This window comes from Priestia sp. FSL R5-0597 (assembly GCF_038006305.1).
Classification (GTDB): domain Bacteria; phylum Bacillota; class Bacilli; order Bacillales; family Bacillaceae_H; genus Priestia; species Priestia zanthoxyli.
This window is the reverse complement of record NZ_JBBOUZ010000001.1, coordinates 2,884,288-2,904,336: the sequence shown is the minus strand read 5'-3', so window position 1 is coordinate 2,904,336 and position 20,049 is coordinate 2,884,288. Positions and strand designations below refer to the sequence as shown.

The window sequence follows — 20,049 nt, the reverse complement described above, 5'->3', positions numbered from 1 at the left end:
AAAAAAATGGCTAGCAAATACTTTCAGTTTCAGCCCCAAGAAAAAATAATTGCGTATTTACACAGCTCTTTTATAGCGGGCCTAGATAAAAGGGGAATTTGCTTTACAAATAAGGGGATTTACTGGAAAAGCAGAGGGATGAAAAAAGGAAAAATGTTATGGGAAGATTTCGCTAACATTCAATCCATTACCATTCGAAAAGAAGAAATGATTTGTTTTAATGACGTGGAGAAATTTCAAGTCAATCAAAACGATTACTCAGCTAGAAAGCTAGTATCTCTATTAAAAAAAATCAAGAAATTTATTCGCACTCATTCCCATGAATATATGTGTCAAGACTATATATATCCATGTGTATCCTCAAAAGAATTAACTTCTATTTGTTCATCTTTTCAAATTCATCAAACACCTGATCCAAAAGATGTGTTGTCGGTAGCAGGACAACTATGTGAAGAAGTTGAAAAAGAGATGCGAAACAGGCTCTATTTACCTGCAAAAGAAAAAATTGTAGCTCATTTAAATACATATCCTCTTCAAAAAACCGAGGGGATTACCGTTTGTTCTAAAGGAATTTATTTCTCAAAATCTTTTAAAACAGTTTATTACCCTTGGCACTTATTTCGCCACGTGAGTATTTCAGTGGAAACAGAGGAATTAAAAATTGCTAAAAAACATTCGTTATCTCTCAACTCAGCTGCCGTATCAAGCGGAGAAGTAATGCTGTTTCTCAAACAAATTAAACAGCATGTGCAGGCTTTGCATGAAAAAGAAATCGATATTAAACAAGATAATAAGTTTGCATGGAAAATGTTAATTTAAAAAACAGGTTACCGGTAATCTGTTTTTTTGTTTTGTAGTTCTTTAGAATCATTTATTTGGAATATTGAAAGACATCATACAAGTAAACAAGACTAGAATATTGGAAGTTAAGAAAATTTTTCCATGACTATAAGGTTAATTTTACCAAAATGTCTTTTTCGTTTGGATAATTATGCTAAAATAGAGCTCGAGTTTATTTTAAGGAGCTGACAACAAGATGGAACGTAATTATTCAATTGATTTTATTAAGTTTTTTGCTACAGTGTTTGTGGTTTGTATTCATGTTAATCCATCACATGACGATTTCTTTTTAGGGAACCAGGAAAATGTGCTAGATGTCATTGTTGACACATTTGCACGATTCGCGGTTCCTTTTTTCTTTATTGTATCAGGGTATTTGTTTACGAATAAAATTCAAAAACATCCAAAACCTTCTGCATACTTAAAAAAATACACGTGGAATATTTCAAAGCTTTATGCATGTTGGTTCATCTTTTATTTATTGTTTGGTGTAGTTCTGCGCTTATTTCAAAACCACGGAACATTAGCAGAGCGAAAAGATGCAGTAGCTGATTATTTAACATCATCCATCACATTCAAAGATATCTTTTATTATGGAAGTGACACAAGCGGATTTCAGCTTTGGTACTTGATTGCGTTAATTTGGGCTGTTGTTATCGTTTTCTTATTTCAAAGATGGAAAAAGATCGGTTTATTAATGATTATCAGCACCGTATTATATGTAACTGGGTTATTTGGACAGTCTTATTCTTTATTTTTTCCACTTTCTTTTCAAACGAGAGATGCCCTGTTCTTTGGTTTATTCTATACAGTATTAGGAGCTATGTTTGCCCTTTATGGTAAGCAAATTCTGTCAGTATTAAACGTAAGGCCCATGATTTATTTAGCCAGCTTTTTTGTGTTTTCAGCGTTAGAGATCGCCGAGCGCTACTGGTTGGTCAATATCCAGCACAGCAAGCCCGGAGACTATTTTATTTCTACGATTTTTTTATCGGCATCATTGTTTTTATTCGTATTAAGCAGTCCAAGTCTTGGCAAAAACTCGTTTTTTTCAAAGGTTGGGAAAAATTCAGTTGGCATTTATGTCGTGCATATATGTATATTAAATGAGACCTATCGATTGCTTCGTTCCATAGATTCTTCTTTCTTTACAAATAGTATCGTCGCATATGTACTTATCGTCCCAGCAGTTTTTTGGTGCTCGTACTATTTATACAGAGGGATTCAATGGACAAAGGGAAAGTTACATGCAAAGCCGCACAAACATTCGTTTACAAAGCTACAGCATAAATAAGAAAAGCACCGGAGCAAGGGACTGACCCCAAAGCTTCCGGTGTTTTTTTGATAAAAAATAAGTAATTTAAAACCTAATTGGCTTGAGCTTCGTCTAATGTATTGAAAAAGAGGTGAGTGAAGTGAACGATTTGCTATTTGCATTAGTAGAGCAAGAAGAGTATGAAATTCTTTTAGAAGAGGCTATGAATGAATATGGTCAATCCATCTTGCAGCTTGTATATTCTTACGTGCGAAATTCTACTGTTAGTGAGGATTTGACACAAGAAATTTTTGTGAAGTTTTATAATTCTCTTTCTACGTATTCTAAGCAATCTAGTTTGAAAACTTGGTTATGGCGCATTGCTATTAATCACTGCAAAGATTATTTAAAAAGTTGGTACGTGCGAAAAATGCAATTTACAGAACATATACATACGATTTTTGAATCAAGCAAAGAAATGATCGAAGAAGAAATGGTAAAAAACGAGGAGTCTGAAGAATTGGTTCAAACTGTAATGAGTCTTCCATTAAAGTATAGAGAACTCATTTATCTGCATTATTTCGAAGAATACACAATTAAAGAAATAGCTGAGCTTTTATCTATTAATTCTAATACGATTAAAACACGATTACGGCGTGGAAAAGAATTGTTAAAACAAATGATAGAGGAGGGCTAATATGGATGAAAGATTACGTCATCTAAAAGGCTCAATGAAGCAATCTGTATTCCAAAACCTGCAGTTTACTGACAAGCACAAGCAAGCTATTAAGCGAAAAATAAAACAAGAAAACATTTTACTGCCAGCGCTACAGCTTCTGTCAGTTGAAAAAAATGGAATAGAACTTGTTCAAAAACTACGGAGTAGAGGAATTCAAGAGTTTGATGAACAAGAAGGGTTTGTGTACATTCTGCTGCATCAGCTTGAGCAAAAATCATACGTAACAAGCCGCTGGAAAGAAGATCAGAAGAAATACTATCAGCTGAATAGTAAAGGTAAAAAGGTAATGAAAAGCTTAGAAAATGGAAGTCAACGATCAGCTTTTGTCCTTCAAGGGTTATTAGGAGGAGGACAATGAAAAAAGAAGAATTTTTACAGTCAATTACTCAAGAAATAAAACATAAAGAAGCAAAAGAAGCAGTGTATCAAGAGCTTGATACCCATATTAAAAACTTAGAACGAGAATCTATTCAGCGCGGTGTTTCTCAAGAGGAAGCTGAAAAAAAAGCTGTTGAACAAATGGGCAGTTCAGCGGAACTAAGCAGACGCTTTCAAAAGCTATACCGCACAAAGATTGATTGGATCTTAGTTTCATTATTTGTTGCAGCGTTAGGCTTAGGAATGTTGACAATTAAGCTAGGTTCATCTATATCAATGGAAACCAAACTTATTACTGCATTAATTGGACTAGCCCTGACAGCAGTATGTGCTTTTCAAAACTACCGCAAGTGGAGAGAGTGGGGGTGGGTAGCATTTATAGCTCCTACACTCCTCCTTGTAGTATTTAATCTGCATATATTGCCAGAAAGGATTCAACCAAACGTTCAAGGTACAACCGTAGTAAACCTATCTTTTTTTAGCCTAGATTTAAATTTCATTTTAATATTTTATTTAATAGGTTGGGGATATATTTTACAACGTAGGTCATGTAACGTTCCCATTATGGCAGTACTATTTATTTTAACCATAGTCTTATACGGGCGTTTAACTAGTATTCCTAATGTGATGATGTACATCATCATGATCGCTTCTATGTTTATATTTAGTGCTCGTAAACATGCTAAAAAGATCACTTTGTTGTTTCTGCTCACACTGTTTATAATTATAGCCGTTATGCTGCTCCTTTCAGGAAGCTCTTATTACTTAAGTCGTCTATCAATTGTGTTGCATCTAGGGAAAGATCCAGCAGGGGCAGGCTACGTCCCTGTACATCTTTCTCGCCTGTTCCATCAAGCTGAGTGGCTTCCTCAAGCTAATCCATCAGAGGGATACCGAATAGGTGGAATCGACACAGAATTTGTATATGCAGGTTTGACCTATGCCTACGGCTGGGGAATTTCAATTTTTATTATGCTAGTGTTGAGTGCTTTATTAGTAAAAATGATACTGTTAATTAAACAGATTCGCGATCCGTTTGGAAAAATGCTTGTTTCCGGAAGCGTAAGCGTGTATGCATTTCAGTTGCTTTATAATTTAGGTATGTCGTTTAATCTCCTCCCAATTATGGGTGTATGGTTGCCATTTATAAGTTATGGTATGGGTCCCACAATTGCAAATGCGGTGTTCATTGGCATTGTGCTTAGTATATATAAAACAAAAGATATACCGATAAAAGAGCTGGCTAACTAAGCCAGCTCTTTTATGATGCAATAGCATACAAAAGCTGCTTTTGCATTTTAGGAGATAAAGGAATATTTTGATACAATTCGTAAATATGATGTTCGTTCCGGTGATAACAAATCCAATCCTTGTACGTTCCTTTTAAGAAGATGCGAAAAAACACGATTCGCTTATTCGTGCCGCCTGTTTTTAATTCAATTTTCAAATCATCTGTTTCTAATGTATACTGTACTGTAGAAGAGGAGAGAGCAAGTTTAGTTGTTTTTTTACTTGTTTTAATGAATTCGGCAAGTTCAATGATCTTCATTTTTTTACCTCACTCTATTGTAAATTAGGGGTATCTTATACGTATGATGTGTACAAAGAAAATAGAATCGTTTTTTTTATAGTTTAGAAGAATGATCTTCAGCCCCTTCGTTAAGGGATTTGCATAAAAGGTTGACGTTTTCTTTGAATACAAATAAAATGCATATTAAGAAGTATTTCCCTCATTGTAACTACAGAAAAAGAAGAATTAAGGGGGCTCAATATGTTGACTGACTTAGTCGTAAGTCAAAAAGTAGTCAAGGTAAATGAATTTACTGTTGTAGGAGTGCCTATTCGAACAGATGAACCTGTGGAAGAAACGGGCACAGGTCTTATTCCTGAGCACTGGCAGACTTTTTATAAACAACAGTTAGCTAATAAAATCGCCAATAAAGTAAATGGTAATACATTTGCTCTTTATACAGAATTTGAATATAATCAAAAAATGGATTTTACATTTGCTCTAGGATATGAAGTTTTACCTGGCGGCGAACTCAAAGATGATATGAGAGAGTTCATCATCCCAGAAGGTGAATATATGGTGTTTACAACAGCTGTTGGGCCAGCTAGACAGGTAGTAGTAGAGGCTTGGGCTTATATTCGCGAGTGGGCTAAAAAAAATCATCGTGCCTATAAAATAGACTTTGAATTATATGATGAACGCTGTATTGATCCTGAGTGCAGTCAAGTTGATATTTATGTTTCGATTTAATAGCTAGTTTTGCTAAGTAGTTAAGATGCAGATAAGCGTTTTTTGCTGCGTTCTTACTTTTGACGATAGGAATACAAAAGGGGTTTAGTGAGAGTGATCAGCAACGATTTATTACAAGCTTTAAAAGACGGATATAAACAGAGAATTAAATGGGTACTTATAAGTCAAATGGCACTGTTCATCACCGTAGCAGTCATACTTGTATCAAATTTTGTCACTAAATTTTCGTTTAACCAATTAAGCTTTATTTTTGTTTTGGTTAGTATAAGTTCGCTGTTATCAGGGGTAGAGCACGTATTGTTAAAACGTGAGAAGTGGCAATGGATTTTTGATTTTATTTTAGCTGCTTTTTTTATTGGTTTATCTATTTTTTTACACCGTTAAAGCGCCTGGTTCAGCGCTTTTTTATTTTGAACAGCTCAGCACACAAATTTCGGACCTTTCTAGTATAAACAAAACAAAAATAGGTATTTATGACGAAAATAGTCAGAAAATTTAGTAAAAAAGTCTTGTATCTTGTCTTTATTTCGATTATGATAAGTTTACACCCTTCGTATTCACTTCTTTGGATGTCAGTACCTCTATTTTTACACTACAGAAAAGAGGTGAAGCCATTTCTTCAGTTTTCCTGCTAGCCTGCATATTAACCCTTTTAGCTATTTTATTTAGTAGCAACTACCCTCAAAATTAAAGGAGAGATCCGCGCTTATGTCAAAAGCTCCTGTAAAAAACGATATTGAACTTCAACTATCTGAAACGCACTTTTTTCAACTGCTTGATTTAATTTATTTAGGTAACTGGATGGTCACAGCATGTTCTGGAGTGGAAGATGAGCATGCACAGGAATATACGGATGTAGAAAAACAAATGTTTTCACACGCAGAGCCTTTCCTTGAAAAAGGACCTTTTCACACGCTAAACAGTGAGGTTATGTTTACAGAAGAACATGAAGATTCTCTTCAAGATATTATTGGAGAATACGATAACGAAGTGTTTTGGGAAGCGCTAGCCTATCGCATGGCTAAACGAGATGTGATAGAGCAAATAGGATCCACTAAAGAAATAAAAAATGAAGTTTTTATGCAAATTTTTCATCGAGAAATGGATTATATACGAGAGTTTGAGACAAATGGAATTAAACGAATAACTATACCGCCTTTGCAGTAAAGGAGACAAATCGGCTTTCAACCTTGAAGGCCGATTTGCTGTTAAGCTGAAGCTTTTCTATTCCGCCTGAGAGGCGGGAGAGATCGGTATGTAAAGCTCCGCCATAACCATTCACACGGACCGTAATAGAAATAATAAAGCCACCACTTATTAAGAAAAAGCTGGAGTGTATAGATGATGAGACAAATAACCGTGCTTTCCATTAAGGTAAGAGTTCCGTATAAACCAAAGACTCGAACCATCCACAGGCAAATTAAAGTTTGGCTAAGGTAAGTTGTTAATGCCATTGTTCCACTATACTTAAAAAGACCCAGCATTGAAGCGTAAGGAGAAAATTGCAGGAATAACAGTAAGGTGGTAAGATAAAAAAAACATAGAAAAATGCCGCTCAAGCTTGTAAAAAGGTGAATGGCCGCCTGCTGATAGAGTTCGTATCTTAAAATCTCTGTTTTTAGCATGGCCAGAATAATAGTTAAAGTGAAACCTGCTGCGCCTGTTATTGACTGAATTTTCTTGAAAAAAGAACGATTTTGTTCGATATTATGTACCAATCCTTTTTTAGCAGTATATAAGCCAAATAACAACATAGAAAATACGGGAAAGATAGAAAACGGTAGATTTAATAGCATAGGCACCACTTCAACATTCAAACGATAAAACAGCCAAGATAAATAGTCTGCTTGCCTGTAGGTGGATAAATATTGGGTTAAGACATGTTCATGTAAAGCTTTATACTCCCACTGAGCCTCCTGCAAGACGTGTGCTGGAATAAAAAACTGCATACAAGCCAAAAGATAAAAAAAGCATAGCAAGCCTATTGCCCACAGCAAAATCGTCTTAGCTTTTCGATTGTAAAAAAAGAATAATAAAAGACCGCCAATAGCATACACATGCAAAATGTCTCCATACCAGAAAAAGACAAGATGAAAAAGCCCGATTAATAGTAAAGCAGCCATTCTTCTTGACCATAAAGCAGCGGCAAAGTACTGCTTTTCTTCAGCTCTATGCAAAAAAATTCCGCATCCAAGTCCAAACAAAAAAGAAAAGATGGTAAAAAACTTCCCTTGGACAAACAGCTGCAAGAATAAATCAATATAAGCATCTATTCCTTCATACTTATAAGAAACATTGTACAGCTGAAAAATAAATATCGGAGAAGTAAAAGCCGGTATATTCACTAAAAAAATGCCCAGCAAAGCAATGCCCCGAATAATATCAAGAATAACAAGACGTTCGTTAAGGGGAAGTGGAGAAGGATTCATCGCTGTCGCTCCTTTTGGTTAGATATGTACATCTTAACACGGCAGTGGCGAAAAAATAGGTGGAAGTACAAAAAAATAAGCGGAAAGATTCATAGCTTTATGGATGAAAAAGTTGGATAATAATGGTATGGTCACCCATATCAAATATGAAAGGTGGAGAAAAAGATGAAAACAGCACTTGTGTTAGGTGGAACGCGTTTTTTCGGAAAAAATTTAGTTCAGACATTGCTTTCTAAAGGAGTACAGGTTACGTTAGCAACGCGAGGTAAAACACCGGATGATTTCGGCGACCGAGTTGAGCGAATTTTTCTTGATCGTGTAGAAAAAGATTCTGTAATCGAAACAACAAGAGGAAGAAAATGGGATGTTATCTTCGATCAAATATGCTATTCTTCACACGGCGCAGCTGTTGCTGTTGAAGCTTTTCGTCATAGTACGAGTCACTATGTACTTACCTCGACTCTTTCAGTATATGGTTCTTTAGAAAAAACGTGTTATGAAGAAGATTTTGATCCATATAAGTATCCTATTTCATATACACGCCGTGAAAATATTTCCTATCAAGAAGGAAAACGCCAAGCCGAGGCAGTATTCTTTCAAAAAGCACCGTTTTCGTTAACAGCTGTCCGTTTTCCAATTGTTATGGGAAAAGATGATTATACGGACCGCTTGCGTTTTCACATAGAAAAAATTATGCATGGAGAAGAAATTGGTGTACCGGCTATTGAAGCAGAAATGAACTTCATTTCACAGGAAGAAGCAGGTGAATTTTTAGTTTGGTGTGCAGAACAGAAGCTAAAAGGGCCGATTAACGCTTGTTCAAATGGTACCATTTCACTCAAAAATTTATTTTCATATATTGAACAAGCAGCGGATAAAACAGCAAGAACAACCTCTCGTTTAACGGATGAAAATAGTTCTCCGTACGGAGTAGATCATTCTTGGACGATGAGCAATGAAAAAGCTAGCTTTTGGGGATATTCATTTACGAACCTGCAGGACTGGCTGCCTTCATTAATCAAAACTGTCGTTGAAAGCGAAAAGAAAGTACCTTTAAGTTAGAGAACAACAAAGACTGCACGTTTAGCAGTCTTTTTGCTGTTACAAGCAGAACATTTTTATTTTATGAGCAAAAAAGGTACGCTAAGTATACATCATTATATAGAAGAAAGAAGGATACACTATGGCAAAACATCACTTTCATTTGCAAGCAAATTGGCCAGGAGGCCGAAATGAAGTGGGAACAATTGAAGCAGGGCAATTAAAAACAAACATTTCTATTCCACCAGAAATGGACGGGCCAGGAGCCGGGACAAATCCAGATGAAATGCTGCTAGGAGCAGCAGCCACCTGCTACATTATCACGCTTGCAGCGATGCTAGAAAGAAGTGGAATCCATCAGGAGGCTTTAACGATGGAATCAGAAGCTATCGTGGACGTAACGAATGGTGTGTTTACGTACGAAAAAATCATTCATAAACCTCACGTGATCGTCACAGCTGAATTTGCGGCCCAAGAAGAGAAAATCAATCGACTTATAAAAAAAGCAGAAACGTCCTGTATGATTTCAAGAGCCATTCAAGGAAATGTAGAGATCGAATTAGAACCACAGTTCACAGTAAAAGCGTAATGAATCCATTACGCTTTTGTTATGTTTATTTCTAAAAAATAGCACATTTAAGATTGTAAAATACTCAAATTTGAATATAATAATTTAAGTAGCTATCATTTCTGTTCATCAAAAAGATGACGCGAAAGGAGGAACTGAAATGGTTTCATCAGAAAAACATATTCGTTTTATCGTAGCAGGATTGCTGCTCGGTATTTTTATGTCAGCCATGGATAATACCATCGTAGCGACGGCTATGGGGAAAATCATTTCTGATCTAGGCGGATTAGATAAGTTTGTTTGGGTTACGTCCGCTTATATGGTTGCCGTGATGGCAGGTATGCCGATATTTGGTAAACTATCTGATATGTACGGCCGTAAACGGTTTTTTATTTTTGGGTTAACCGTATTCTTACTTGGATCCGCATTGTGTGGTTTAGCACAAAGCATTGTGCAGCTAAGTATTTACCGAGCGATTCAAGGAATTGGAGGAGGAGCGCTTCTTCCGATTGCTTTTACCATCGTATTTGATATTTTCCCTCCTGAAAAACGCGGGAAAATGACGGGATTATTAGGTGCCGTTTTTGGCTCAGCAAGCGTATTTGGTCCACTTCTCGGTGCTTACATTACGGAATACATCAGCTGGCACTGGGTGTTTTACGTGAACGTGCCAATTGGACTTTTATCGTTATTTTTTATTATGCGCTTTTATAAAGAGTCAAAAAGTCATAAAAAGCAAAAAATTGACTGGGCTGGCGCAGCCACTCTTGTCATTTCAGTAGTAAGTTTAATGTTTGCTCTTGAACTTGGAGGAAAAGAGTATGAGTGGTCTTCTCCGCAAATTTTATCTCTTTTTGCTATCTTTGCTGTGGCGCTGTCACTCTTCTTTTTTGTGGAAAAGCGCGCGCAAGAGCCGATTATTTCATTTTGGATGTTCAAGCGCCGTTTATTTGCAACATCACAAATTCTCGCTTTCTTATACGGAGCAACGTTTATTATTTTAACGGTATTTATTCCTATTTTCGTTCAAGCTGTCTACGGAGGTTCTGCTACAAATGCAGGTTTAATTTTAACTCCGATGATGTTAGGCTCAGTAGCAGGAAGTGCGATCGGCGGGATTTTTCTCACAAAAACAAGCTTCCGAAACTTGATGATTATGTCCGTTTTTTCATTTGCAGTAGGAATGTTCTTGTTAGGAACAATGGAACCTGATACACCTCGTTGGATGCTCACGGTATTTATGATTTTGACTGGATTTGGCGTAGGGTTTAGCTTTTCTCTTTTACCAACGTCGTCAACTCATAAGCTAGATCCACAGTTTAGAGGTTCTGCCAACTCAACAAACTCATTTGCTCGTTCTTTAGGAATGACGCTGGGAGTTACGATTTTTGGAACGATTCAAAGCAATACATTTACAAATGAGCTGCAGCGCAATTTTCAAGGTATGGGAAATGGATCACAAGGAGCATTTTCTCAAATAGGAGATCCGAGTGCAGTTTTTCAATCAAGTGCCCGAAACAGCATTCCGCCTCAAATATTAGATAAGATTGTTGATGCTATGTCTACATCGATCACGTATGCATTTATGCTTGCTCTTATTCCAATTGCAGTAGCTATTATTACTGTCTTTTTAATGGGAAATGAACGAGTGGAAGTTCCCCCTAAAAAGCGGGTAGAAGCTAAGGAACCGGCAGCTCAAAAATAGAAAAGGCACGAATTTATTCGTGCTTTTTTTACTAAATAAGATGCATATCAAGAGGTGAAAGGTGTTATGAGTGTTAAATTAGTCATACTGGGCTTATTAATGGAAGGAAATAAGCACCCTTATGAAATTCAGCAAACCATTAATGAAAGACAAATGAAGCACTATATTAAACTTGCAAGCGGTTCTTTATATTACGCTTTTGATACGCTCGAAAAAGATCAGTTGGTGAAAGTAGTCGATGTGATTCGAGAGACGAACAGACCTGAAAAGACCGTTTATTCTATCACGGATGCAGGAAGAGAAGAATTTGAACGCCTTTATTTTGAACAGCTGTTAAAAAAAGAGCATATGCATAGACCTGTTTATGCTGCTCTTTCATTTACTTCTTACGTGGATCAAAAAAAAGTGGCTTCTGCTTTAGAAAAAAAGATTGAGGAAACGGCAGCTTATTTAGAAAAAATGCAAAATTTGTACCAAGTTAAAAAGGTGGATCATTCCATTGCAAATCTGTCGATCATTATGCGCACGATTATGCATTTGAAAGTAGAACTAACTTGGTTCACTCATTTACTCGAAGCGGCGAAAAGCAGCAAGCTTACAGAAGTAGATGATGGTTATTTTAAAGACGTTGAAAAAATCGTAGATGAGTTTTAAAAAAAGAAGCAAAACACTGCTTCTTTTTTTAAATAGTCATAAAATATATTTCAAGCAATTTAATTTTGCCAAAAGCTAGGTCAATAACAATTAATTAACACCTGATTCGACCTTTAATCAGCTTTACTTATAAAACGCTTTCAAAAAGTAGTAAGACTATTAAAAAAGTAAAAAAAATTAAAGAAATATAGCGATTTCATTTTGATTGACGAGTAAAAGAGTGGTAAAATATAAGCAGATATCAGATACACACGCAGTGAGATTTATCACTCGTTGTAAAGATGTCAGACGATAAGGTAATCGACATTCAAAATGGAAAGATTGTTGAGTACGACAATTATTATAACTCGTTGGGGGTTTTATCATGGGTAACGAAACGTCGAATAGAGGGGAGCCTTGGCAAGGATTTTTGGGTCCGAACTATGGCTATGTATTAGAACAGTATGAGTTATATGAAGAGCAGTCAGATCTAGTAGATCCAGACTTAAAAGAATTATTTGATTATTGGGGTGCTCCTCCATTAAACGAAAGTGAGCAGGTTCAGCAAGCTGAATACGCACAGGCTGCACCTTCAGCTAACACATCTAAAATTGCATCGGCTATTAAGCTAGCGGAAAACATCCGTGCTTATGGTCATCTATACGCGTCAATTAAGCCTCTTGAAAGCGAGAAGAAAGATCCTGTCTTGCTTCACTTGGAAGATTACAATTTAACGCAAGAAGATTTAAAATCAATTCCGGTTGATATTTTATGTACGAATGCGCCATCACACGTCAAAAATGGTTTAGACGCAATTAACTATTTAACAGATGTCTACACAAAAACCATTGCGTTTGAATTCCATCACGTACATAACATGGAAGAGAATAAGTGGCTGACTGATATGGTCGAGTCAGGTGCTATTTTCCAACCTCTTTCAAATGAGAAAAGAACTTCTGTATTAAAGCGTTTAACAGAAGTAGAAGGCTTTGAACAATTTTTACACCGTACATTTGTCGGACAAAAACGCTTTTCTATTGAAGGCGTAGATATGTTAATTCCACTTGTAGATGAACTGATTGCACGCTCAGTGGAAACAAGCCCAAAAACGGTTAATATCGGTATGGCTCACCGTGGACGTTTAAATGTATTAGCACACGTATTAGGCAAGCCGTATGAAATGATTTTTGCGGAATTCCAGCATGCGCCTAACAAGGAATTAGTTCCTTCAGAAGGTTCAATCGGTATCAACTACGGCTGGACGGGAGACGTAAAATATCACCTGGGTGCCGACAAACAAATTAAAGCAGAGAACACAGTTCGAGCTCGTTTGACATTGGCTAGTAACCCTAGTCACTTGGAGTTTGTTAATCCGGTTGTGGAAGGGTTTACAAGAGCGGCTCAAGATGAGCGTGATGTGAATGGATACCCGAAACAAGATGTAAAAAAATCGTTCGCGATTTTAATTCACGGAGATGCTGCGTTCCCTGGTGAAGGTATTGTACAAGAAACGCTGAACTTAAATCAATTGACTGGTTATCAAACAGGTGGAACAATCCACATTATTGCTAACAACATGATTGGATTTACAACAGAAAGCGTCGATTCTCGTTCAACAAAATATGCAAGTGACTTAGCAAAAGGGTTTGAAATTCCAATTGTTCACGTAAACGCGGATGATCCGGAAGCCTGTTTAGCGGCTGCTTATTTTGCTTATGAGTATCGCAGACGTTTTAACAAAGATTTCTTGATTGATTTAATTGGATACCGTCGATTTGGCCACAATGAAATGGATGAACCGTCTGTAACGCAGCCGAAGATGTATGAAATTGTGACAAAACGTCCAACCGTTCGTGCTATGTATGCAAAGCAGCTCGAAGAACAAAACGTTATTCAAAGCGGTCAAGCAGATCAAATTAATGAAGAGTTACAAGCGAAGTTAAAAGCAGCTTATGAGAAAGTACCGCCAAAAGCTGAAAAACAACATAGAATTATGGAAATGCCACAAGCAGTCTTCAAAGGAATTTCAGATATTGATACATCTGTTACAAAAGAAGAGCTGTTTGAAGTGAATCAAGAGCTAGTGAAATACCCTGAAGGATTTAACGTATTTCCAAAACTTGATCGCATCTTATCTAAACGTGCCAAAGCGTTTGAAGAAAATGAAAGCGTGGATTGGTCATTGGGTGAGGCATTTGCATTTGCTACGATTTTAAGAGACGGCACGCCAATTCGTATTACAGGCCAAGATTCTGAACGTGGTACGTTTGCACATAGACATCTTGTTCTTCATGATCATAAGACAGGTGATGTTTACTCACCACTACACGCAATGAAGAACGTAAGCGCTTCCTTTGATATTCGTAACAGTCCATTATCTGAAGGTTCAGTGCTTGGATTTGAATACGGCTATAATGTATTTGCTCCTGAAACGCTTGTTCTTTGGGAAGCACAATTCGGTGATTTTGCCAATGCAGGTCAAGTTATTATTGACCAGTTTATTGCAGCAGGTCGTGCTAAGTGGGGACAAAAATCTGGAATGGTCTTATTATTGCCACATGGCCATGAAGGTCAAGGGCCAGAACACTCAAGCGCTCGTCTAGAACGTTATTTACAGCTAGCTGGAGAAAACAACTGGACAATCGCAAACGTAACAAGCGCTGCGCAATATTTCCACTTACTTCGACGACAAGCTGCCATTTTACAGCGCGAAGAAGTAAGACCGCTAGTAGTTATGACACCAAAAAGTTTGCTTCGTAATGCTTTTAGTGTGTCAAACCTTGAAGAGTTTACAAAAGGCTCTTTCCGCTTAGTAGTAGAACAGCCTGGATTAGGCAAAAAAGAAGATGCAGTTGAACGAATCGTTCTGTGCAGCGGAAAAATCAGCAGTGAGTTAACGGAACGCTTAAACAAAGCAGAAGATGATAAAGATTGGCTACACGTTCTTCGTCTAGAACAAATTTATCCGTTCCCAAGACGCGTAATTGCTGAAATCTTTGCTCGCTATAAAAATTTAAAAGAGATTGTCTGGTTACAAGAAGAGCCTGAAAACATGGGCGCATGGAACTATGTAGAAGATCGACTGCGTGAAGTAGCACCAGAAGGAGCTACTGTTGACTACATCGGCCGCACAAGACGCTCAAGTCCAGCTGAAGGAGATCCAACAGTTCACAGACAAGAACAAGAACGTATTTTACAAGATGCATTAACTAAAAATGAAATTGCTAACGACGTTGTTACACGATAAGGAAGGGGAATGAACCATGGGAGAGATTAAAGTACCGGAATTAGCAGAATCAATTTCTGAAGGAACAGTTGCACAGTGGCTAAAACAAGTAGGAGATTTCGTTGAAAAAGGCGATTATATCGTTGAACTTGAAACAGATAAAGTTAACGTTGAAATTACAGCTGAAGACTCTGGTGTGCTAACAGAACTTCTTGCTGGCGAAGGCGACACAGTGCAAGTTGGTGAAACAATTGCACGTCTTGAAGCGAAAGAAGGAGCTTCAGCACCAGCAGCACCAAAAGCTGAAGAAAAACCAGCAGAGGAAGCACCAAAACAAGAAGCTGCTCCAGCTCAGCAAAAAACAGTTGAAGAAGTAGCGCCAGCAGCTGAAGCGCCTCAACAAGGAAATCAAAAACAATGGCTGATTGCTTCTCCTGCAGCTCGCAAAGCAGCAAGAGAACGCGGAATCAAGCTAGATCAAGTACCAACTACTGATCCTCTTGGCCGCGTGCGTAAACATGATATTGATTCATATGCAGATCAAAAATCAAATGAGCAAAAACAGCAGGCACAAGCAAGTAAGCCAGCTAACCCGGTATCTCCGTCTCCAGCGGCAAGTGAAAATAGCGACAAACCTGTTGAACGCGAACGTATGTCTCGTCGTCGTCAAACAATTGCCAAACGTCTCGTTGAAGTTCAGCAAACAGCGGCTATGTTGACAACGTTTAACGAAGTAGACATGACGGCTGTTATGGCTCTTCGCAAACGACGCAAAGACAAATTCTTTGAACAGCACGACGTAAGACTTGGCTTTATGTCATTCTTCACAAAAGCAGTAGTAGCAGCACTTAAAAAATACCCATTATTAAATGCTGAAATTCAAGGCAACGAGTTATTAATTAAAAAATTCTACGATATTGGTATTGCTGTGTCAGCTCCAGACGGTCTTGTTGTTCCAGTTGTACGTGATGCTGACCGTAAAACATTCGCTGGTATCGAAGGATCTATCGTTGATTTAGCGAAAAAAGCGCGCGACAACAAATTAGCATTAAAAGATTTACAAGGTGGAACGTTCACAATTACAAACGGCGGTGTATTCGGTTCATTAATGTCTACACCAATTTTAAACGGGCCTCAAGTTGGTATTTTAGGAATGCACAAAGTTCAGCTTCGTCCGGTAGCAATTGATGAAGAGCGTATCGAAAATCGTCCGATGATGTACATTGCACTTTCTTACGATCACCGTATCGTTGACGGCAAAGAAGCCGTAAGCTTCCTAGCTACTGTTAAAGAACTATTAGAAGATCCAGAATCTTTATTACTAGAAGGTTAATAAAAAGAACCTGCTATTCTCCGAGAGAATAGCAGGTTCTTTTATGTTCGCTTAATGCCTGCAACATAAGCAGGACCCAAAAAAGTCATGCTAGCGAGTGTCAGAGCCATTTCTCTAGGTGACTGCTTCATATCTTGTTCTAGCCAGTGCTGAATGACGCCAAGATGGGCTGACGTTACATAAGACATTAAATGTTCAAGTGGAACAAGCGGAGGCGTTTTACTATCCATGAGCTCTAATTTTTCCAGCATATTGGTTTTCATAACTTCTTTAATTTTAAGATGAAAGCCAGGGTTGCCTTTTGGACCAAGCATAACCTGCATAAAACGCGCATTCTCTTGAATATATTCAAAAAGCGCAATAATAAACGGCAAAGGCTGTTCTTTCAAATTAGCAGATACAATCTCATTTGGATTTGCTTTTTTGATAAATTCTTTTATCTCTTGAATGACTTCATTTTCACTTTTTTCAAGCAAATCGTATTTGTCTTGGTAGTGTAAATAAAAAGTTCCTCGATTAATATCGGCTTTTTTCGTCAGATCTCTGACCGTTACGCCTTCAAATCCTTTCTCTTCCATTAATTCTGTTAAAGCATCTCGGATAAATTTCTTCGTTCGAATAATTCTACGATCTGTTTTTGAATTCCCCACAGTTTTTAAACACCTACTTTTTTCTTTAATAATGAACAGTTATGTGTTTTGTGTTAAGTAAGCGACATTCCCATGATTATTGCATATTGAGAATGCAGTTAAATTTATTATAATTTACATAGTGATCACTAATCAACAGCATGTACATTATCTTTCCGTCAACGTGTATATGCTTAAAGAAGGGGATATCTATATGAAATTAAGTAATCAAAAGCTTATATATCTTTCACCAATTATAGTGGTAGCAGTTATTTTCATTTTTACCCTAACGTTAATTCCTTCAGTAAGCCAAGCACCTAAGAATTTGCCAATCGCATTTGTAAATGCCGACGAAGGAATGACAGTTCCAGCAAAGGGTAAGGTAAATATAGGAGATCATATAAAACAAAATATGAAGAGTTCAAGCGCTGAACAGGCTTCGGTTAAATGGATTTTTGTATCAACTACTAAAGAAGTTGAAACAGGGTTAAATAATCAAAAATACTACGGAGCGCTTATCATTCCAAAAGATTTCACCAAAAAACAGGCGACTCTTCAGACGGCTCAGCCTGAGGCACCTGCTATTAGATTGTTAGTGAATCAAGGAATGAATACAGCTGCTTCAACACTAGCCAGTCAGGTGCTAAACGGAGCAGTTGATCAGATGAATGAAAATATGCGCTTGCAGCTAGTGAAAAGATTTGAACAAAGCGGAACGCAACTAAGTGCAAACCAAGCATTAGCACTCGCTGCACCGATTCAAAAGACAGTGATAAACGTCAATAAAACAGGGACTCATAGTGTTAACGGAAATGCCCCCGTTTCATTATTTCAGCCGCTGTGGATGGCAAGCATAGCAGGGGCAGCAGTTGTCTTCCTCAGCATCCACAAAATCACGTTTTCTTCTCGCAAAGAGAAAATTGTTAACCAAGTAGGGTTCGTAATCATTGGTGCTACACTTGCTTTAGCTGCAGGTTTCGGGCTAGCGTGGCTAGCTGAAGTAGTTGGAATAAGCGTTCCTTCATTTTTGGATACAGCACTATTCTTAGCTATTGCTTACTTCAGTTTTTTCACCTTGATATCAGCCGCACTTTCATGGTTAGGACTAAAGGGACTTCCGATTTTCGTTATTATTCTATTTTTTGGCGCACCGCTGCTTCCAATGGCCCCAGAAATTATGCCTGATTTTTATCGAGAGTGGATTTATCCATGGCTGCCAATGAGGTTTATGGTAGATGGCGTAAGAGAACTATTTTTCTTTGGAGAACATCTGACATGGAATCATTCTGTATCCGCTCTAGCTCTTATCTCTTTAATAAGTTTGTGTGCTCTGTTTGCTTCTGCTTTACCTGCATCTTCTGTAAAAAAAGAGACGTCTCGCTCAATATAAAAGATACTGCAACTGAATGAGAAGGAGAGATAATGATGAAGCCACAAATCCTAATCGTTGGTGCCGGACCTACTGGCCTTGTGATGGCCTATAATTTAGCAAGACATAACATTTCTTTTCGAATTATTGATAGAAACGAAGGGCCTGGGCAAGCCTCCCGGGCAATGGCTATTTTACCGCGAACCCTTGAATTTTATCAGCAGTTCGGTTTTGCAGATGAAGTCATAGACCGCGGGATTAAGATGGAAGATGTATACGTCCGAGTAAAGAATAAAATAAAAGCAAAAGTTCATCTAGGATCTTTAGGAGAAGGATTAAGTCCTTTTCCTTTTGTTCTTACATTTCCACAGGACGACCACGAGCGGTTTCTGCTTGAAAAATTAAAAAATCTTGGGATTGAAGTAGAATGGAAGACGGAGTTACTATCTCTAGCTGAACACGGAGAAGGGATAAAAACTTTATTAAAAGCCCAGCAAGAGGAAACCGCTTATTTTAAGTATATTTGTGGATGTGACGGAGCACACAGTACAGTTCGTAAACAAATGAATATAGAGTTTAAAGGAGAAAAATATAAACAGCATTTTTATGTGATGGATGTTCACGGCTCTGGTGAAGTGATGAAGAATCAAAAAATCAGTATTTCATTTAGCAATGAAGAATTTTTGATTTGTATGCCTGTTAGAAGTAAAGGAACGTATCGAATGATCGGCATTATTCCTTCAGCTCTTTTGGATCAAAACGATATAAAAGCTGAAAATATTCAAACTTTTCTTCAACAAACATTTGGTGCTGAGATTGAAAATATAAATTGGTTCTCAACATACAATATCCATCACAGAGTAGCAAGTCGTTTCCGACAGGGGCGTATTTTTCTAAGTGGAGATGCAGCTCATATTCATAGTCCTGCAGGCGGACAAGGAATGAACACAGGAATTGGAGATGCAATCAACCTTTCATGGAAATTAGCAGCTGTCCTTCAACGAAAAGCGGCACTTTCCATATTAGATACATACGAAGAAGAAAGGTTGCCTTTTGCAGAGCTGCTTGTAAATACAACTGATCGCGCTTTTAAGCGAATGGTGGCACGAGATAAAACGAGTCAATTTTTTAGAAAGCATATCTTTCCGCCTGTACTATCCTTTTTATTTCGTTTCCCTTATCTCCGTCACAAAGCATTTACGATTTTATCTCAAATCCGCATTAAATATCGAAATAGTAACCTAAGCAGCGGACAAGGGACAAATGTGCAAAGTGGTGATCGGTTACCTTATGTGGAAGGGAATTTTGAATCTTTACAGTCCTTAAACTGGCAAATACACGTCTATGGAACAGCAGCACAGAAGCTAAAAAAGAGCATGAGAGAAAAAGGCTTCTCTTTGCATGAGTTTTCTTGGAACCCCTATATGAAGAAAGCAGGGCTTCAAAAAGATGCACTGTATGTTATTAGACCGGACGGGTATATTGGTTTTATTAGCAGTGAACAGCGTATAGAGCTTCTTTATCAATATTTGAATACTCATAAAATCCTTCCTTTTACAAATGAATAATAACGCTAATAAAAAGCTAAGACAACATGATTTTAGCTGAAAGAAAATTGGATCGATGAATCGAGACTCTTCAAGG

Annotated in this window: 19 protein-coding genes; 16 read left to right on the top strand and 3 right to left on the bottom strand. The window is 37.5% G+C overall.

Annotated features, from left to right (window positions below; genetic code table 11):
- Window positions 1-138 precede the first annotated feature (138 nt).
- From MKX72_RS14840 to MKX72_RS14820, 5 genes are all read left to right on the top strand, one after another.
- Window positions 139-819 (top strand): hypothetical protein, encoded by a 681-nt coding sequence (locus MKX72_RS14840; RefSeq protein WP_223546143.1) that lies wholly within the window; start codon window positions 139-141, stop codon window positions 817-819.
- 217 nt (window positions 820-1,036) lie between these two features.
- Window positions 1,037-2,134, top strand: a complete 1,098-nt coding sequence (locus tag MKX72_RS14835; protein WP_047750599.1) for an acyltransferase — start codon at window positions 1,037-1,039, stop codon at window positions 2,132-2,134.
- Between the two features lie 121 nt (window positions 2,135-2,255).
- A complete protein-coding gene (locus MKX72_RS14830) occupies window positions 2,256-2,792 on the top strand; it encodes a sigma-70 family RNA polymerase sigma factor (RefSeq protein WP_033579411.1) in 537 nt (178 codons plus the stop codon).
- 1 nt (window position 2,793) lies between these two features.
- Window positions 2,794-3,192, top strand: a complete 399-nt coding sequence (locus MKX72_RS14825) for a PadR family transcriptional regulator (RefSeq protein ID WP_033579410.1) — start codon at window positions 2,794-2,796, stop codon at window positions 3,190-3,192.
- Window positions 3,189-4,463, top strand: coding sequence for an FtsW/RodA/SpoVE family cell cycle protein (locus MKX72_RS14820; protein WP_033579409.1), 1,275 nt, complete (start codon window positions 3,189-3,191; stop codon window positions 4,461-4,463). The genes MKX72_RS14825 and MKX72_RS14820 overlap by 4 nt, the downstream gene beginning before the upstream one ends.
- A 10-nt stretch (window positions 4,464-4,473) precedes the next feature.
- Here the strand turns inward: MKX72_RS14820 and MKX72_RS14815 are convergent, their stop codons facing one another.
- Window positions 4,474-4,761 (bottom strand): hypothetical protein, encoded by a 288-nt coding sequence (locus MKX72_RS14815; protein ID WP_028412858.1) that lies wholly within the window; start codon window positions 4,759-4,761, stop codon window positions 4,474-4,476.
- A gap of 222 nt (window positions 4,762-4,983) precedes the next feature.
- Between MKX72_RS14815 and MKX72_RS14810 the strand changes: the two genes are divergently transcribed.
- The 3 genes from MKX72_RS14810 (at window position 4,984) to MKX72_RS14800 (ending at window position 6,639) form a co-directional block, all read left to right on the top strand.
- Window positions 4,984-5,472 carry a GyrI-like domain-containing protein gene (locus MKX72_RS14810; protein ID WP_033579408.1) on the top strand — a complete coding sequence of 163 codons (489 nt, stop codon included), beginning with the start codon at window positions 4,984-4,986 and terminating at the stop codon, window positions 5,470-5,472.
- Between the two features lie 93 nt (window positions 5,473-5,565).
- Entirely contained in the window at window positions 5,566-5,856 is a 291-nt protein-coding gene (locus MKX72_RS14805) for a hypothetical protein (protein WP_013057601.1), read from the top strand.
- Window positions 5,857-6,180: 324 nt separating this feature from the next.
- Complete coding sequence (locus tag MKX72_RS14800) at window positions 6,181-6,639, top strand: hypothetical protein (RefSeq protein ID WP_049165262.1); 459 nt, start codon at window positions 6,181-6,183, stop codon at window positions 6,637-6,639.
- 41 nt (window positions 6,640-6,680) lie between these two features.
- Here MKX72_RS14800 and MKX72_RS14795 read toward each other — a convergent pair whose 3' ends face one another.
- A complete protein-coding gene (locus tag MKX72_RS14795; RefSeq protein WP_033579406.1) occupies window positions 6,681-7,901 on the bottom strand; it encodes a DUF418 domain-containing protein in 1,221 nt (406 codons plus the stop codon).
- Window positions 7,902-8,066: 165 nt separating this feature from the next.
- Between MKX72_RS14795 and MKX72_RS14790 the strand changes: the two genes are divergently transcribed.
- From MKX72_RS14790 to odhB, 6 genes are all read left to right on the top strand, one after another.
- Window positions 8,067-8,963 carry an NAD-dependent epimerase/dehydratase family protein gene (locus MKX72_RS14790; RefSeq protein WP_155007989.1) on the top strand — a complete coding sequence of 299 codons (897 nt, stop codon included), beginning with the start codon at window positions 8,067-8,069 and terminating at the stop codon, window positions 8,961-8,963.
- Window positions 8,964-9,084: 121 nt separating this feature from the next.
- Window positions 9,085-9,531: an OsmC family protein gene (locus MKX72_RS14785; RefSeq protein WP_098625818.1), complete on the top strand. Its 447-nt coding sequence runs from the start codon at window positions 9,085-9,087 to the stop codon at window positions 9,529-9,531.
- A 139-nt stretch (window positions 9,532-9,670) separates the two neighbouring features.
- A complete protein-coding gene (locus tag MKX72_RS14780; RefSeq protein ID WP_028412865.1) occupies window positions 9,671-11,215 on the top strand; it encodes an MDR family MFS transporter in 1,545 nt (514 codons plus the stop codon).
- A 66-nt stretch (window positions 11,216-11,281) separates the two neighbouring features.
- Window positions 11,282-11,869 (top strand): PadR family transcriptional regulator, encoded by a 588-nt coding sequence (locus MKX72_RS14775; protein WP_028412866.1) that lies wholly within the window; start codon window positions 11,282-11,284, stop codon window positions 11,867-11,869.
- Window positions 11,870-12,233: 364 nt separating this feature from the next.
- The gene (gene sucA / locus MKX72_RS14770) at window positions 12,234-15,095 is read left to right on the top strand and encodes a 2-oxoglutarate dehydrogenase E1 component (protein WP_033579402.1); all 2,862 of its coding nucleotides are present in this window, start codon (window positions 12,234-12,236) and stop codon (window positions 15,093-15,095) included.
- A 16-nt stretch (window positions 15,096-15,111) separates the two neighbouring features.
- Complete coding sequence (gene odhB, locus MKX72_RS14765; RefSeq protein WP_014459542.1) at window positions 15,112-16,407, top strand: 2-oxoglutarate dehydrogenase complex dihydrolipoyllysine-residue succinyltransferase; 1,296 nt, start codon at window positions 15,112-15,114, stop codon at window positions 16,405-16,407.
- Window positions 16,408-16,448: 41 nt separating this feature from the next.
- On the opposite strand, the gene MKX72_RS14760 is transcribed toward odhB, so the two are convergent.
- Window positions 16,449-17,057: a TetR/AcrR family transcriptional regulator gene (locus MKX72_RS14760; protein ID WP_098625816.1), complete on the bottom strand. Its 609-nt coding sequence runs from the start codon at window positions 17,055-17,057 to the stop codon at window positions 16,449-16,451.
- Window positions 17,058-17,250: 193 nt separating this feature from the next.
- On the opposite strand from MKX72_RS14760, the gene MKX72_RS14755 reads away from it, so the two are divergent.
- Window positions 17,251-18,426, top strand: a complete 1,176-nt coding sequence (locus tag MKX72_RS14755) for a YhgE/Pip domain-containing protein (RefSeq protein WP_098625814.1) — start codon at window positions 17,251-17,253, stop codon at window positions 18,424-18,426.
- A gap of 35 nt (window positions 18,427-18,461) precedes the next feature.
- Window positions 18,462-19,973 carry an FAD-dependent monooxygenase gene (locus MKX72_RS14750; protein ID WP_235918743.1) on the top strand — a complete coding sequence of 504 codons (1,512 nt, stop codon included), beginning with the start codon at window positions 18,462-18,464 and terminating at the stop codon, window positions 19,971-19,973.
- Window positions 19,974-20,049 lie beyond the last annotated feature (76 nt).